The 16,497-nt window shown below is 55.8% G+C and carries 8 protein-coding genes; 3 read left to right on the forward strand and 5 right to left on the reverse strand.

The genetic code is table 11. The annotated features are described in order from the left end of the window. Positions 1-96: 96 nt before the first annotated feature. The 4 genes from FOE74_RS18140 to FOE74_RS18155 all read right to left on the reverse strand — a co-directional run bounded on the left by FOE74_RS18140 (position 97) and on the right by FOE74_RS18155 (position 7,350). Positions 97-2,697: a family 20 glycosylhydrolase gene (locus FOE74_RS18140; protein ID WP_149100054.1), complete on the reverse strand. Its 2,601-nt coding sequence runs from the start codon at positions 2,695-2,697 to the stop codon at positions 97-99. A gap of 58 nt (positions 2,698-2,755) precedes the next feature. Beyond that, positions 2,756-3,964 (reverse strand): glycoside hydrolase family 27 protein, encoded by a 1,209-nt coding sequence (locus tag FOE74_RS18145; protein ID WP_149100055.1) that lies wholly within the window; start codon positions 3,962-3,964, stop codon positions 2,756-2,758. Positions 3,965-4,051: 87 nt separating this feature from the next. Further along, positions 4,052-5,755 carry a DUF4091 domain-containing protein gene (locus tag FOE74_RS18150; protein ID WP_149100056.1) on the reverse strand — a complete coding sequence of 568 codons (1,704 nt, stop codon included), beginning with the start codon at positions 5,753-5,755 and terminating at the stop codon, positions 4,052-4,054. 1,367 nt (positions 5,756-7,122) lie between these two features. Continuing rightward, positions 7,123-7,350 (reverse strand): hypothetical protein, encoded by a 228-nt coding sequence (locus FOE74_RS18155; protein WP_149100057.1) that lies wholly within the window; start codon positions 7,348-7,350, stop codon positions 7,123-7,125. A gap of 410 nt (positions 7,351-7,760) precedes the next feature. Here FOE74_RS18155 and FOE74_RS18160 point away from each other — a divergent pair, with 410 nt between their 5' ends. Then, complete coding sequence (locus FOE74_RS18160) at positions 7,761-9,647, forward strand: gamma-glutamyltransferase family protein (RefSeq protein WP_149100058.1); 1,887 nt, start codon at positions 7,761-7,763, stop codon at positions 9,645-9,647. 42 nt (positions 9,648-9,689) lie between these two features. Here FOE74_RS18160 and FOE74_RS18165 read toward each other — a convergent pair whose 3' ends face one another. After that, positions 9,690-10,142 carry a hypothetical protein gene (locus FOE74_RS18165; RefSeq protein WP_149100059.1) on the reverse strand — a complete coding sequence of 151 codons (453 nt, stop codon included), beginning with the start codon at positions 10,140-10,142 and terminating at the stop codon, positions 9,690-9,692. Positions 10,143-10,353: 211 nt separating this feature from the next. Between FOE74_RS18165 and FOE74_RS18170 the strand changes: the two genes are divergently transcribed. Both FOE74_RS18170 and FOE74_RS18175 read left to right on the forward strand, forming a co-directional pair. Next, positions 10,354-15,519 (forward strand): ice-binding family protein, encoded by a 5,166-nt coding sequence (locus FOE74_RS18170; protein ID WP_149100060.1) that lies wholly within the window; start codon positions 10,354-10,356, stop codon positions 15,517-15,519. 15 nt (positions 15,520-15,534) lie between these two features. Next, positions 15,535-16,491 carry a PorP/SprF family type IX secretion system membrane protein gene (locus tag FOE74_RS18175; RefSeq protein WP_188686962.1) on the forward strand — a complete coding sequence of 319 codons (957 nt, stop codon included), beginning with the start codon at positions 15,535-15,537 and terminating at the stop codon, positions 16,489-16,491. The last annotated feature ends 6 nt before the right edge of the window (positions 16,492-16,497 follow it).

The following is a 16,497-nucleotide window of genomic DNA, read 5'->3' on the forward strand; positions in this document are numbered from 1 at the left end:
CTGGGTGCCGAGGCAACTTTTGGATCTTTACTATCCTGGGTTCACGGTAAAAGACGTAGCCAAGAAAGCCCCACTGTCTGGTGGGCTGAATTCCTCTTAAGGTGCCTGCGGGGCGGTTTGGTTGGTATTCAAGTCTTTGGTCTCAAGAGGAACGAAGGTGAACATCCACTTGACGGGGTTCTGCCAGTCTTTGCCTTTGAAGCTCCCCACCGGCACTTTCACCAGAACCGTGTTCCAGCCTTTCTTTACTGGGGCGGTCACCGGCGCTCTAAAGGAATACCCTTCGTCTAGAAGCGGGATTTCTGCGTTTCCTTTCTGGCCCGGGCGCTTCCATTTGGGTGGATTCATGCGGGTTCCGTTCAGGAAGATGGCGCTGCTCCGGTCGTCCCAGGTGCCTTGGGCGGGCGAATCAGAATTATAAGACCGCGACAGATCCTGGAAGCCTACCCAGAAATGGCCTGTGGTGTCTGCATCGCTCCAGAACCGGGTGGTGGCGTACCAGGTGCTGTTCTCCTCCGGCTTGGCCAGGGCGCCTTTCACCAACGGGTCCCAGAAGTGCCGCAACACCACTGTTCCACCCACGGCCTTAGCGGCAGGATCCTTTCCTTTGAACCCTTTCTTCTCAGGCGCAAACGAGGCCGAAAGGTTGCCTTTGTTCTTGTAGGGGCCAAACAGTTCCCAGGTGGTCTCGGCCTGGGCGGCATAAGGGAATGGCAAGCCAGCGAAGTAAGATTTCTGGTGGTTGCGCAGGCGATGGTCAAATTCCTGGAACGCCTGCACGCGCGCGGGTTCGTCGGCCGGTACGTTGGTGATCCAGCCGGCATGGCCGCCGCCTTTCCAGCTGCGCTCCGCGAAGGCCAGCATGCCTGGGTACACTGGGTTCAGGCGAAGCACATCTTCCTGCTGGATCACGTTGCGGTCATTCCAGACGCAGAGGGTGCCGCCTAAAACGGCGTTGTCACCAGCCACCCGGTCACCGATCTGCCGGCTAAAGATGGTAGTCACGGCCTCCAGAGGATCCATGTGGTTCAGGTAGAGGTGGCGGGACTCAATGTAGGTATGTTTGGGGTTGGTAGCGCCTTCTTTCATCCAGAGCTGCCGGATGGTGTTGTCGGCCAGGTTTCCGCCCGGCTCCCAGCCAATGGTTTTCTTACCCCGGGCATGCAGCCAGGCGGTTACCTGGGGCAGGAAGTCTGGGTTGGTGATCTTTACCTCGTCTCCACCGATGTGCACATACGGCACGTCATAGGTGTCACAGAAGTCCGTGAGGATGTTCTTGAGGTACGCCAGCCCTTCTTTGCTTTGCATGTCTGCGCCCATGGCGCGGGTAAAGGCAGCGCTGTGGCCCGGCATATCAATCTCCGGCACCAGGGTGATGTGCCGGTCTTTGCAGTACTGGATCAATTCCTTCATCTCCGCCACGCTGTAAAAGGCACCCTTGTTGCGGGTCATGTGCTCCGGAGCAGTGAGTTGCGGGTAACGGGGCACTTCCAGACGCCAGGCAATGTCTTCGGTGAGGTGGAAATGGAAGATGTTGTACTTGTACCGGGCCATGATGTCTATCTGCTCTTTGAGCAGCTCCATGGTCTGGAAGTTACGGCCCACATCTACCATGTAGCCCCGCCAGCCGAAGGCCGGCCAATCCAGCACCTGGCACCCGGGGATAAAGGCATTGTCGCGCATGAGCTGGGAAAGCGTTTGCAGGCCGTTGAAGATCCCATGGGGCGTATTCGCTTTTAGTTCTACCTGATCCTGGTTCACTGACAGGGTATAGGCTTCTTCTGCCTGGCGGGGGGCATCTGTTTTCGCCAGTGCCAGGACGATGTGTGGCTCACCTGATGCCGCCTTTTGCTTTAGCTGTACCTTCAGGCCGCGGGCGGCCAGCATGGCTTTCAGGCGCTCGCCCTCTGCCTGAAGCGTAGGGCTTTGCACTACAATGGCGGTGGCCTGGTAAAGCGGAAAAGACTGGTTTGTCCATTGCAGTTGCTGGGGTTCCGGAAGAATGGCGGGCTTGGGCAACAGGTCATAGACCTCGTCAAAAACTAGGTGCTTCCAGAGCATATAGCCGTCGCCGTTCAGGTGCAGGCCGTCATTGGTGTATTTGGCGTTGAGTTTGCCGGTTTCGTCAGAGAAAGGGGTGTGCAGGTCAAGGTACGTGTAGCCCTGTTTGGCCGCATTCGCGTTTAGCTGCGCATTCACCTTTTTGATGAGTTCCGCCTTGCTGGTATGGCCGCTAAACTTATTGAACCGGTTGTTCACCGGCAAGATGCTTTGCACATACAAGCGGGTGGCCGGGGTTTGGCCTTTGAGGTAATCTGCAATCCAGGAGATGTTCTTCAGCAGGCTGTCAGCCGACTTTCCCTGGGCCAGGTCATTCGTCCCGATCAGCAGGAACACCTTCTCCGGTTTGCGTTGGGCTACTTCCTTGAGGCGGTAGATTATCCCGGCCGAGATATCACCGCTGATGCCCCGGTTCTTCACGCGGGTATCCTGGAACAACTCGGCCCACTCGCCGCCGTCACTGATGCTGTTGCCCAGGAAGATGATGTCTCCAGGAGTTTGGGGCAGGTTTTTGAAGTGGGTGGCCCGCTGGTGGTAATAGGTAGAGAACAGGCTGTCGGCCAGCTGCCCTGGTTTTACCTGCGCTCCGGCGGTACCGCCAAGGAACATGAGAAGGAGGAGAAGAAGCTTTCGCATGGGTGTAGAGGAAGATTAGAGAATTCTGGAGATGCCTTGGCGTAAAGTGGGGTTTGCTTTAAATCTTTTTTAAGCGGAACAGCTTGGTTTCATGCGACTGCACCTGCCCTTTCCACTTTTGGCCTTTGCCTACTGTTTTGTGCGCCCACAGGTCTCTTACCTCATAGGTGCCCTTCAGGCCCAGGTCTGCCCAGTTGAGGCTGTAGTTCTTGGCCTGGCCGGCGCGGTTCAGGATGGCCACGGCGTATTCCCCGTTCTGTAGCGGCTTCACAAACACGTTCCACGTGTCGTTCTTTATCTTCCGCTCAGCCTGCTTGCCCAGTGGGTCCTGGTTTACGGCGATCACTTCCTTGTTCAGGAGAATGCGCTTGGTGGCCTCGTTCATGTTACGCACGTCATTGGTGGCAATCAACGGAGCAGCCATGATGCTCCACAAACTCATTTGGCTTTGGTATTCGGTGTCGGTCATGCCTATGCCGCCCAGGTCACCGGAGGGGCCTTTCTTGCCGTAGAGACCCACCACCAGCATGTCCGGGTCATTCCAGCGGCCGGGGCCGGCGTAGGCGTGGAGGTCAGCGTTGATGTCCAGGATGTCCAGGATGCCTTCTGCGTTCTCCTGGTTGCTCAGGTTCTTCCACTTGTCGCGCACGTCATAGGTGGTGCGCCACAACTGCCCACCGGCTTCAGCGGCCCAGTGCCAGGGTTTGCGCTGGCCCCACTCGCAGATGCTGAAGGTGATCTCGCGGCCGCTCTTGCGCAGGGCATTGGCCATTTTGGTGTAGCGGTCCACCGCCGTAGCCGAGTCTTTGGGGGCATGGCAGTAATCATACTTAAGGTAATCCACGTTCCAGGAGGCAAAGGTCTTGGCATCCTGCTCCTCAAAACCCAGACTGGCCGTATAGCCGGCACAGGTCAGGAGGGCAGCGTCAGAATAGATACCCAATTTGATGCCTTTGCTGTGCACGTAGTCGGCCAAGGCCTTGATGCCGGAAGGGAACTTCTTGGGGTCTGCGATGATGTTGTTGCGGTTGTCGCGGCCACCTTGCCAGCCATCGTCAATCATGAGGTAGTTGTAGCCGGCCGCCACCATGCCAGAGGAAACCATCGCATCTGCCATCTCCCTTAGGTCTTTCTCGTTGATGTTGTCCCCGAAGTAGTTCCAGGTCATCCAGCCCATGGGTGGGGTGGGCTCTAAAACTTTCTTCTGCTGGGCAGAGGCAACGCATACAGTCAGGCAGAGCACGAAAAGTAGGGTAATCTTTCTCATAAAGGTGGTGGGACAGGGTTGTTTCAATGGGGGAACTTGAGTGAGTTATAAATCAAAAAGGCTAGGGATACTCAAAGGGTGCTTTGGTTACAGTTTATGCAGCGAAGCTTTGGCCGTGGCCACCAATGCAGCCGCTGCCGTGTTGTTTAGACCCTTGATTTCAAAGGCTGCCAGCAGTTTGTCCAGCTCCTGCAGCTTGGCCAGGTTGCCGGTGCGGGAGAACTCCTCGCGCAGCAGGCGTATTTTCTCAAAGTCCTGGATTCCCTCTATCAGTTTCTCAAACCGGATGGAGGTAAGCGGACCGGGATACACCTGGTAGGTGTCACCGGCGGGCCAGGTTTTGAACCGGCTGTCCTGCAGCGGGTGTTCTACCCAACTGTTGTAGGCCCAGCGCAGATAGCCCGTAAAGCCCTGTGCCGCCGCATACCATCCTAGCCAAGTATGTTCGGCTGGCGGGGAGAAGGTGAAACCGTTGGGGTAGGCTTCCTCGCAGCTGGTATAAAAGGTGCTGGGCTTTCCGCTGGCTTTGCGTGCCTGCCGCACCTGTTCTTCAAACTTCCACTTAGAGGCGATGCTGTAGTCAAAGATGTCTTTTTCTATTTCTGGGTGGTAAATGCCGGCCAGGGCGATCTTCCAGTCAGGGTCAGTTTCTTTCAGGAGCTTGATCACGGCCTGCATATCGGCCAGAGGCCGCTCATCCATGGCAATGGAGGTGATGGAAAACCAGCCTTTCTCTTTCAGGTGCCCCGCGAAATCCCGGAGCATGTGGCCCCAGAAGGCGTTGTAGGCGGGGGTGCCGGCTTTGGCGGCGAATACCGTGTCTTTTCCAGTGGCCTCGTCAAAGTAAGCAAAGGCCATCTTCCAGGGTACCATGGTGTAGCAGTTAATACGCTTGTTGATTCCGGTGGACATCACAAAGGAGACATACTGGTCAAAGAGGCGATAGTCATAGGCCCAGGTGCCGTCTTTGCGCTTCGTCCACTTGATCAGGCTCGGAAAATCGTCGTAGGTCTGGTGGTTCCAGGGTTCATGGATGATGCTGGCGGTAATGGTCTTCTGTCCGGCGGCGGCCAGCATGGTGAAGTAGGGCCGCATGTGGGTGTAATGTTCCTGGCTCCAGAGCGGTACCCCGTGTACCCGGGCAACGGCGGCCGGGTGCTGCCAAAGGTCCAGGTCAAACGCCCAGTCAGCGGGCGGCGGCAACTCACGCTCCTGCACGGTGAGGGAGATGTCTAGCTTGTAGGATTTTTTGGCCTGGACAATAACTGTTCCTTTGTAGGTGCCGGCGGGGGTGTTCCCAGGCACGTTTATGCTTAACCAAACAGGCTGCACGGTATTGGCAGCCACCGCGGTGACGGCGGCCGTGTCAATAGGGTCGGCTACGAGAGAGGAGTCAAAGTCGGTGGTTTTGCGGTGGCCGCAGCCCTTCCCGAACTCGTCGGTGATAACGTACCGGACAGCGCCCGCGGTGAGGTGAGAGGCCGCTATACGGTTTCCCTTCCCGTCTTCCAGCGCGGAGAAGCTTACCTTAAGTTTGGGTATCTTTTTGTTCGCCCAGACGAGCACCTGCGTGTGTACTTTTTCGCCTTTCCAGGCAATTGGGTTCCATTTGGTTTGTTGCGGCACTTGTGGCACCTGGTCTTGGGCAAAACGTGTGTCGCTGCTGGCAAAACTCACGTTGACCGGCTTTCTGAGAGCAGCCCAGGCACTCTTGCCTTTTTGCTGCGCGCGCAGGGAGGTGCCGGCCAGCACCAGGCAAAGAATGAAGGAAAGTAATAGGGTTCTTCTCATGTAAACTACAGCGTAACTAGCTCAAAGGCTTTATTTATGCATTGAAGGCGGTGATAACTGCCTCCTTTTTAAGGTTCTTTTCTCTATAGACCGCCATTTGGGGTGCTTTCTGGAGTACAAGTCAAACCTGGTCGTTTAACCAAGCCCTGCCAAAGCCAGAAAGCCTCCAGTAGGCATAGTTTCTAGGCTGTTATTCTGAAAAGTGCTTGGAAACAGATTAATATGATGCGTTTTCGAAGACGCTGTCAAATATAGAAGATTAATTAACTCTGGTCGCTTATATAATTCTCTCCAATTGCTTTATTTTCTCTTTATATGTACTACTTATTAGGGCGTTTTACTGCCGAAAAACCAAAATCATGGCCATGACAAGTGACTTGTCTTCTGCAGTTGCCCTTTTAAAGGAATGGCAACTACTTTTCCCATTTCTAAAATTCCGAAATGGCAAAGAAAGGCTTAAAATAGACAATGTTTTCGTAAACGCAAAAGATTGTCTAATCTGTCAGGGGGGCTTGCGACAAAGGAACCAAGGTCTACAGACACGAAATTTCAGGCCTAAGGGATCCTCCAGGCCTTTCTTTTCTGAGTGCAAGACTACCACGTTTGTCTGACTTAAGGAGTAGGGCTAGAGGATCCTCTTCATTAGGTGGTCCAGTTGCTTTGGGCTGCTGCCCGAGTCCACGCAAGAACTGCGGTGCTCGCTGATGCACTGCGTATATTCTGCTACGGAGAAATGACCTTCTCCTACATCGTATGCTGGAGAGGGTTTTTGGGTGGTTGTAGGCGATGAATGGTTGAATAGAGGATGTGGATCTTAACGAAACGGAGCAAAGAAGCCTGCTGGGCTCGGTAATCTTAAAAAGTCTTGGGGAATTGGAAGGCTGCCTGCTGTCGCCACGACTTTGCCTTAAAGCGCTTGGGCAAGGGGGCTTGCCCCAAAGAAGCAGCGGAGTGTCAGCAGTGTCCTTATTGATGAAATAGGGGAGATTTTTGGAAAGTAGGCCCTAAACGATCTGCCCATTAGCGCAGGGAAAAGACCATAGAAAGCCCGCCCAGCAAAAGCCAAAAAAGGCGAATAGCGGGTCTTTTCTGTTTTTCAGCCTAAAAACAGGGCCACAGCATTTGAGCTCAAGGTAGTGCCCTTCTGGGGCTAAGGCAGGTTTTAACTTCCTGGGTTGTATTTTCTGAGGTCAGGCTGAACGTTGGGCTCCTTTAGGCCTTCCTTTCCGGCCTAAAGGAGCGTTTTAGGGCTGTTTTCTTCCAAAGCCCCTGTAAATGGACGTTAGCAGGGGCTTTGGAAGGAAGGAAAAGGAGGCCATTGGAAGTTTCAGATACCAGTGGTCTTGGCCATCAAAGATTAGACTACCTTAATCACAGTCCAGTTTCACAGAGCCATCTTTCTCCTTTTTCTTGATGGTCACAATAGAGTTCGCAATGCAGCACTTCTTCTTTCCTTCACTGAAAGGATACTCCTCGTCTTTGACGATGCCCATGGTTGGGTCACTGTCTAATGCTCTTACAATGCCCGTGCATTTTTTCTCTTTTTCATTCTTCTTGGTGATGGGCGAGACGGTAATGACTGTTCCTCTTGGCATAACTATATGGGTTAATGGTTTATAAAAGGTTAGATGCGATATTTATTTCCTAAAGGAAGATAAAGGAAAAATGGGTAGTTAAAAAGCTTAATATCAATGGATTGGAAGGGGGAGGTGCTGGTGGGAAGTGGACGGGCGCGAATGTGAAGCCAATATGGCTTTTCAAGCGTGAATCAGGTTGAAAGGACAGAGGGTAAATGGGTTTTATAATGTGTATATGAAAAATTTAATATACAACTACTGCCTCCTGGTGTACTGCCTCCTGGTGATCTGGTCCTGCGCCGCTGTCTTAACTGCCAGAGATTTTGCAGATGGCAGGCCACCGGAATTTTCTATGGGGAGATTCTTCTTAGGTGGAGCATTGTTTTTAAGCTTTTTTGCCTACCTTCTATAGCTAAAACAAGATGATGATGAAGCACCTTCTAGCGCTGTTCTTCTGTGTTGTTATCCTTTTTTCGGCGGCGGCCCAGCAGACGCAGAAACCTGTCCTGCACGGCAAGAACTGGATGGCTATCACCGGCAAGCCCTTGGCGGCCACCGCCGGAGCCATGACGTTCCAGAAAGGCGGGAATGCGGTAGATGCGGCCTGTGCCATGCTGGCGGCTACCTGTACCATGTGGGATGTCCTGAGTTGGGGCGGGGAAACCCAGGCGCTTCTCTACAACCCTAAAACCAAGAAAGTCATCGCCCTCAATGCCATGGGGGTGGCGCCTACCGGGGCCACAGCCGCGTTCTTCAAAGGAAAAGGCTATCAGTTCCCTCCGGAGCACGGCCCGTTGGCGGCCACCACCCCGGGCACCCCGGGCGGCCTGATGCACCTGCTGGCAAACTACGGGACCCTGAGCCTGGAGCAGGTGCTGGCGCCGGCCATGGAGATGGCGGCCGGCTACCCCATTGAGGCGCAGACCGCCAACAGCTTTGAGCGGGAGAAAGAGCGCCTGAAGCAATGGCCCTATAGCAAAAAAGTGTTTCTGCCCCATCTGGGCCAGAAAAGGGAAGCCCCGGAGGCCGGGGAGATCTTTGTGCAGAAAGACCTGCTGGCCACCCTCACCAAACTGGTAGAGGCCGAAAAGAACGCCCTTCAGCAAGGCAAATCCCGCAAGGAAGCCATCATGGCCGCCTATGCCCGGTTCTACACTGGCGACATCGCGCAGGAGTTTGTGCGGGGCTGCCAGGAGCAGGGCGGCTTGATCACGATGCAGGATCTGGCCAAATGGAAGCCCCTGGAAGAAGAACCCCTCTCGGTGAATTACCGCGGAATAGACGTGTACAAGCTGCAGCAGTGGACGCAGGGCCCCGTGCTGCTGCAGGCGCTGAACGTGTTGGAGAACTTTGACCTGAAAGGCATGGGGTACAACAGTGCCAAATACATCCACACCCTGTACCAAGCCATGAACCTCACCTTCGCCGACCGGGATTTCTACTACGGTGATCCCGCTTTTGCGCCGAAGGAGCCCATGAAAGGTCTCTTGAGCAAGGCCTACGCCAAGCAGCGGGCCTCCCTGATCCAGTTTGACAAGAACAACCCCGGCATTGGCCCGGGTGATCCGTATCCGTTTGAAGGCAAAGGCCTCAAAAACCCGTATCTGAAACTTCTTAAGCAGAGAGGATATGAGATGGATACCACCAAACGCAACTTCGCGCCTACGCATGACATTAGAAACGGGTCTTCCATGGTGGACTACCAGCAGCGGTTATGGCTGGGTACCACCACCATGGAGGCGGCTGATAAAGAAGGCTGGGTTGTCTCCATTACCCCCAGCGGAGGCTGGAACCCGGCCTGTATTGCCGGTAACACGGGGGTAGGCATGAGCCAGCGCATGCAGAGCTTTGTGCTGGATGCCACCTTGAACCCCTTCAATGTGGTAGAGCCGGGCAAGAGGCCGCGGGTCACCTTGACACCCTCCATGGCGCTCAAAGACGGCAAGCCCTTCCTTTCCTTCGCGGTGCAGGGCGGTGATACCCAGGATCAGAACCTGCTCCAGTTCTTTTTGAACGTAGCCGACTTCGGGATGAATGTGCAGCAGGCGGCCGAGGCAGCCAACTTCAACACAAACCAGCTCTGGCTGTCACTGGGAGGCGCCAAGATGGACGACCGCAAGCCCAAGCCCGGCCACATCCTGCTCCATGACAGCACCCCGGAAGGGGTGCGGAGCCAGCTGAAGAAGATGGGCTACATCATGAGTTTTGATGACCGTACCAGCGGCCCCATCAACGCCATCTACTTTGACTGGAAACACGGCAGTTTCTGGGGAGGCTCCAGTAACCACGGCGAAGACTACGGCATTGGCTGGTAACGTTTACCGGTTGTTTTGTTGAAAACAGCCTGAAAGCATGGCTTAAGCGGGAAGCAGCACAAGGGGAGAGGTGCCATTTTCCGGCTGTTTTCTGCAAACCCCGCCTAAAACCAGAGCTTGCAAGAAGATGGCAGACGTGGCCAAGGCCTCTGCCGGGAATCGTGACGCCAAGCTTCCTTGTTTTCTTCCCTGACCCTGCCAGTAAACCGCCTGGGGTAGGGCTGCCCGCTGCTGTTCTTTGCCGGAACAGCAGCGGGTTTTCTGTTTTTGGCCCTTATTTGGTAAAACAAAGCCTAAACGCCTGGCTTTATCCTCTTCTTCGCCGCTTGGCCATTCCTCCTTTTGCCTTCTTCCCTTTAGGCGCGAACCCCAGGCCAAGGCAAGTGGTGCCTTCCTATGCTGAGAGTTTCTCCGGTGGCGGGTGGCGGGCAGGTTAACACAATGCATTTTTATCTCTGTGATATTGTATTTTATTTGATAAATTTGTGAACGCATAAAAATTTGTATTATAGCTATTTAACCAGAAGCGGTTAAACCGCTTTGAATTTCCTGCTGGCAAAGAAAATTCTTATTTATAAATACCTTAGGCAGTGGGTGTAAGTAAGGTTATATCATAATATGTATACTATTTATTACAATATATATCAATTAGTTACAATTGGATTAATACTCCAAGAAGTGGTTAAGTGAACTTGGGGGAGAGTGCATGAAAATACGGTTACTACTACTCTTATTCTTTCTGTTTTTCTGGTCTGGGTCTTTTGGTCAGGTGGCGCCTGTTTTGAAGGCCTTGCAGGGCGTGTCCGTAGCCGGTGGGGCAGGGTATGAGAGCAAGGGCGGCAGCAAGGTGGGCAAACGGATCCTGCCCTCGGCGGCCACGGCGCAGGAGTCATGGGCCGAGGTGGAGCGGGTGTACCAGGAACTGAAGGGCCAAAAGCCAACGGCCACCCTAACGGGCGAAGGTTTGTCGGGTGCCCAGCTGTTGCCGGGTGTGTACCGGGTAAAAGGCAATGCCCACCTTAAAAAGACCATGGAACTCATGGGAAGCAAATTCCCCGGGGGCGTCTTCATATTTCAGGTGGAAGGAGATTTAACCCTTGATCCTTCGGTGGCGGTAGCGCTTCGGCAGGGCATCAGGGCCAGGAATGTATTCTGGCAGGTAGCCGGTAACGTGCAGGTAGGGGCCAAAAGCTCCCTGGCGGGAACAGTGGTGGCCGCGGGCAATATCTCCGCCGGAAAAGAGGCCCAGGTAGAAGGCAAACTCTTGACCAAAGCGGGCAAAGTAGCCCTTTCCAATACCCAGGTGGGGGAATTGCGCACCGGCACGAACACCTCTGATCTGGAAGTGAAGTACGAGGCTAGCTCTGGTCCTTACCGGGTGGGTTTAGTGGTGACCTATACCGTTACCCTCAAGAACCTGGGCCCGCATGATGAAACCAACGTGGTGCTGAACTTTGAGACCACCTCCGGTATCCAGCTTCTGAGTGCGGTTACTTCCACCGGTTCATTGTTTGATCTGCTGCGCCGGGAATGGGTCATAGACGAATTTGCCAGCGGCAGCACCGCCACCATGGTGGTGAAAGGCAGTATCCTTAAACCAGAGTTCTCTTCCAGTATTGTCACCGTGACCGGCAACGGCAGAGACCCCAACATTCTGAATAACACCGCAGAGGGCTCTATCTGTGCCACGCCGTCGCAGCCCGGGCCCATTACCGGTTTAACCTCCCTTTGCGTAAATACCACCGGAAACGTCTACCGCATTGCGCCCTTGCTGGGAACCCGTAAATACACCTGGACCCTGCCGCCGGGCTGGACCATCACCTCCGGGGAAGACACCAACGTCATCACGGTTTCCACCGGCGCTGCTGAGGCCAACGGCACCATCTCTGTCAGGGCCGTGAACGCCTGCGGCGAAGGGCCGGAGTCTGTCCTGGATGTGAGTACCGTTTCCTTTCCCCCTCCCATGCCTTCGGCGATCACCGGGCCTTCAGACGTCTGTGTGGGCCAACGCGATATCATCTTTTCCATTCCTGCTATTGCCAGTGCCGTCTCCTATACCTGGGATCTGCCCTTGGGGTGGACCATTGTGAAGGGACATAACTCCCCTACCGTGACGGTAAATGCCGGCCTCTGGGGAGGAGACGTGAAAGTAACCGCCGAGAATGGCTGCGGGAAGAGCGCCAGTGCCAAAATCAAGGTAGACCTTTCTCCTGCCGCGCCGCAGCGCCCGGAGTCCATCTCGGGCCCAGAACAGGTGTGTGCCAATTCCACGGGGAACACCTACCAGATTGCCGCAGTGCCCTTTGCCACCAGCTACACCTGGGTAGTGCCCACCGGTTGGGCTATTGAAAGAGGCCAGGGTTCGGCCACCGTAGTAGTGCGGTCAGGCACCACCCCCGGACAGATCACCGTGAAAGCCCAGAACAGTTGCGGCATCAGCATGGCTACCACGCTGCCGGTAGGAATTTCCGCTGCGGCGCCTACTGTAGGAACCATTCTCGGAGAAACCGCCCTCTGTTCTTCCACCGCCAGCCACACCTATTCCCTGCGAGGGATGGAAGAAGCCACCACCTTTGTCTGGACCGTCCCCGCCGACTGGCAAATCCTGTCAGGCCACGGTTCCCGCACCATTGAAGTGCGGGCAGGCTCCGGCGGAGAAGTGAAAGTAGTAGCATCCAATGCCTGCGGTCAGGCTGCCCCCCTTGTCCTGAATGTATCGGTTAACTCGGGGCCGCCCGTGATGCCGGGGATCGTGAGTGGGCTGAGTGCGCCGTGCAGCGGGCAAGAAGGATTGGTGTATTCGGTTGTCCCCGTGGCCAACACTACCGGCTATACTTGGACGGTTCCCGCCGGCTGGACCATTGTCTCTGGGCAGGGAGAACCCTCCATCAGAGTAAAAGCTGGCGCAGCGGCCGGTGAGATTTCAGTGACGGCGAGCAACGGTTGCGGTAGCACTACGGCCAGGGTTTTACCGGTTACTCCCGCCCAGGCGGCTCCGGTAGCACCGGCGGCCATTGCCGGGGAAACCGTGCCTTGTATTGGCGCACGACAAACCTATTCAGTTCCCAATCCTGTAGCAGGTGTTACCTATACCTGGTCCTTGCCCACCGGCTGGACAATGATTTCAGAGCAAGGCTCTAGCACGATGGTCGTGACTGCCAGCACCGCCTCAGGCCAGGTGACGGTGACGGCCAGCAACCAGTGCGGCATGAGTGCCCCCACCAGTTTAGCCGTTTGGCCAACGGGCAGTGTGCCGGCCTTGGCAGGAACCATTCAGGGAGAGGGAGCCGTGTGCGCCTCTACGCAAGACCTTACCTACAGCATCATCTCATCTAATGCCGCTTCTACTTTTAACTGGCAGGTGCCGGCCGGCTGGAACATTGTCAAAGGCCAGGGCACTCCTGAGATCAAGGTGACAGCGGGCAGTACCGGTGGAAACATCACAGTCTCAGCGGTAAACGGTTGCGGGCAGAGTGATATCCGTACGTTGGCAGTAGCCGTTTCCGCATCTATTCCAACCACTGCCGGGCAAATCGCTGGGCCGGCTACGTTGTGTGCCTCAGCAGGGGAAGTGACCTACCGGGTGCCTGAAGCAGGAGGCAACAGTTTCACGTGGTCAGTGCCGGAAGGCTGGGCTATTGTGCGCGGACAGGGCTCCAATGCGGTAGTTGTTCTGGTTGGGGCTACAGCAGGGGAAATCAAGGTGCAGGCCAGGAATGCCTGCGGAACCAGTGCGGCCTCTGTGCTGGCGGTGCGTATCTCCACCTCGGCCCCGGCCGCTGTGGGCCCGGTATCAGGAGAACAGGCTTTCTGTGCTTCCCCCACGTCCCGTACCTATTCAGTGGCCGAAGTGACCGGTGCCACGGCGTACACCTGGCACCTTCCGGCGGGTTGGGAGATCCTTACTGGCCATGGCACAAAGGCAATCAATGTGCGGCCGGGGGCAACGGGAGGCTATGTGAAAGTGGTAGCCTCTAATGACTGCGGTGCCCGCGCAGACTCTACCTTAGTAACCGTCTCGCAACCGCTCAGTACGGCACCTTTTAGCATTTCTGGCGCCAAAGCCGCCTGTTCTTCCGGGGAACCCATTACCTACACGGTTCCCAACGTTCCGGGTGCCACCCACTATACCTGGAGTGTTCCGGCGGGCTGGCAAATCCTGGAAGGCCAAAATGGCACCACCCTTCGGGTGAAGCCAGGAACAGGGGCGGGCACGGTTTCTTTGGTAGCCACCAACGCGTGCGGAACCAGCGCCAGCGCCTCCTTACCGGTTACTATTTCAGACAACTCTCCCTTGGTACTAGGTGCCATCACGGGGCAATCCGTGACCTGTACTACCTCAAGAGTGACCTACCAGGTACCCGCAGATGCCAGCGTGAATACGTATACCTGGTCGGTACCTGCCGGTTGGCGAATTGAGTCAGGACATGGGACCCATTCTATTACCGTGCTTCCGGGGGCTACCGCCGGTCTGGTGAGCGTGATTGGTGTAAATGGCTGCGGAGTAACTTCTTCCCCAAGCACCCTGCACGTGCAGGTACAAGCAGAGCTGCCTTTGCGGCCCAACCCAATTCATGTGAATGCCGCCGCCTTGACGCCTTGTACCGGTCAAAAAGGGCTGGTTTTTAAAATAGACGGGGTAAACGGAGCTACTTCGTATGAATGGTCTGTACCGGCTGGCTGGAAAATAGAGTCGGGCCAGGGCGGCACCACGCTTACCGTTACCGCTGGCAACCAGCCGGGGCAAATCAGTGTGGTAGCCAAGAACGGGTGCGGGCAAAGTGAAAGCCGGGCCGTGGCGGTGGTTCCTAGCGTGGGAGCGCCGGTGATCAACGGGAACATCATAGGAAGCGCCATGGTCTGCGCCAATGCCGGCAGTGTTACCTTTAGCATCAACAGCACAGGTGCCACGCAGTTTTTATGGTCGGTGCCAGCGGGCTGGAATCTGGTCTCAGGGCAGAACTCCCCTACCATAACGGTCCTTCCCACAACTAGCGGTGGTACTGTCACCGTAGTGGCGCAGAATAGCTGCGGGGTAAGTGTGGTGAAAAGCCTGACGGTAGCCTCTAGTGAGGCCGGTACCCTGAACCCAGGCGTCATCACGGGCCCTACCGCTTATTGCGCCTCGGCTGAAGAACGCACTTACACCGTGTCTCAGGTGGCCGGGGCAGTGACCTATGAGTGGACGGTGCCTGCCGGTTGGAAAATCATCAGGGGCCAGGGAACCACCCGTATTGTGGTCAGCACCCAGGCCGGAACCGGCGTGGTAAGTGTGAAAGGGGTGAATGGCTGCGGAAGCAGTGCCAACGCCACTTTACCCGTGACGGTAGCGCCTGCGCTGGGCGTGCCTCCGGTGATTCTGGATGAAAGCTCAGCCTGCGTGGGGAACCAGTTCTCGGTGCCGACGGTGGCCGGGGTTTCTTACAAGTGGAGCCTCGTGTCAGACACGCCTGGCTGGACGATCACCGCGGGCCAGGGTTCACACCGAGTGATGGTGCAGGGCCCGGCCAACGCGCCAAATTCCTCCGCCAGAATTGTGGTAGAAGCCAACAACGGCACCTGTTCCACTACCTCTGCCTCGGTTGACATCACCCCTAAGTACCTGGCGTCTGAACTGCACCTGCCCAACGTTTTCTCGCCCAACAATGACCGCCAGAATGACACCTGGACCGTGCGCAACCTGCTGGAATACCCAGAAAATGACCTGGTGATCCTGAACCGGTGGGGCAGTGAAGTGTACCGCATGAAGGGGTACCGCAACACCTGGGACGGCGGCGGCCTGGCCGACGGAACCTATTATTACGTGCTCAAGGTGCGCCTCTGCGAAGGTCAGGAGGTAACACACAAAGGTTACATCACCATTATGCGCTAAGGAGAGATGAGGAGAATGAAAAACGCAGTAGTAGCTTTCCTGGTCTTGATAGCGGGCTCTTTGGCGCTGCCGCAGGTGAGCTTTGCCCAACAAGATCCCCAGTTCACGCAGTACATGTTCAACGGCCTGCTTTTGAACCCTGCCTACGCGGGCAGCAGAGGGTTTTCCAGTGTGGTAGGTTCGCACAGGAGCCAATGGGCAGGCTTTGAAGGAGCTCCCCAGAGCCAGACCCTGAGCTTTGACGGCAACCTGAACCGGAAGCTGGCCGGCGGGGTCATCATCTCCAATGACCGGTTGGGTGCGCAGCGGTTCACCGAGGTGTCCCTCAATTCGGCGGTACGCATCAGCCTGAGTCATTCTACCCGGTTGGCCGTGGGCATCTCTTTGGGTGCTACCCAGCAGACCTTAGACGGCACCAAGCTGAGGCCAGATGAGCCGAACGACCTGGCTATTCCGCAGGGCATAGAAAGGGCGGTGAAACCTTCTGCCCGGGTGGGCACTTACCTCTACAGCACCAGGTTCTATGCCGGCGTGTCGCTGGGGAACGTGGTCTTCTTCCGTGATGGCCTGCCCACTGATCCCAAGCCGCATCTGTTCCTTACCTCCGGTGGGGTGTTTGACTTGGGGCAAAAAATGAAGTTCAGGCCCAGCGCGTTGCTCAAAGAGGATTTCAACGGCCCTGCGGCCCTGGACTTGAACGCTTTTTTGCTGTTCAATGAGCAGTTCTGGGTGGGCACCTCTTATCGTACCACGCTGCATATCTTCAACAACCGGGAGTTCGCTACTTCCACCCGCCTGGGCAATGCCCTCGCCCTCTTGGTGGAACTGCACCCCTCTCCGCTCATGCGTATTGGCTATTCCTATGACTTCTCCCTGAACCAATTGCGCCATTACTCCAGCCATGAGATTTCACTGGGCGTCAATTTTTTGAAAAAGAAGTATGGCAGAATGTTAACGCCAAGGTATTTTTGACCTACT

Origin of the sequence: Rufibacter glacialis (assembly GCF_008271745.1) — a bacterium.
In the GTDB taxonomy this organism is placed as follows: domain Bacteria; phylum Bacteroidota; class Bacteroidia; order Cytophagales; family Hymenobacteraceae; genus Nibribacter; species Nibribacter glacialis.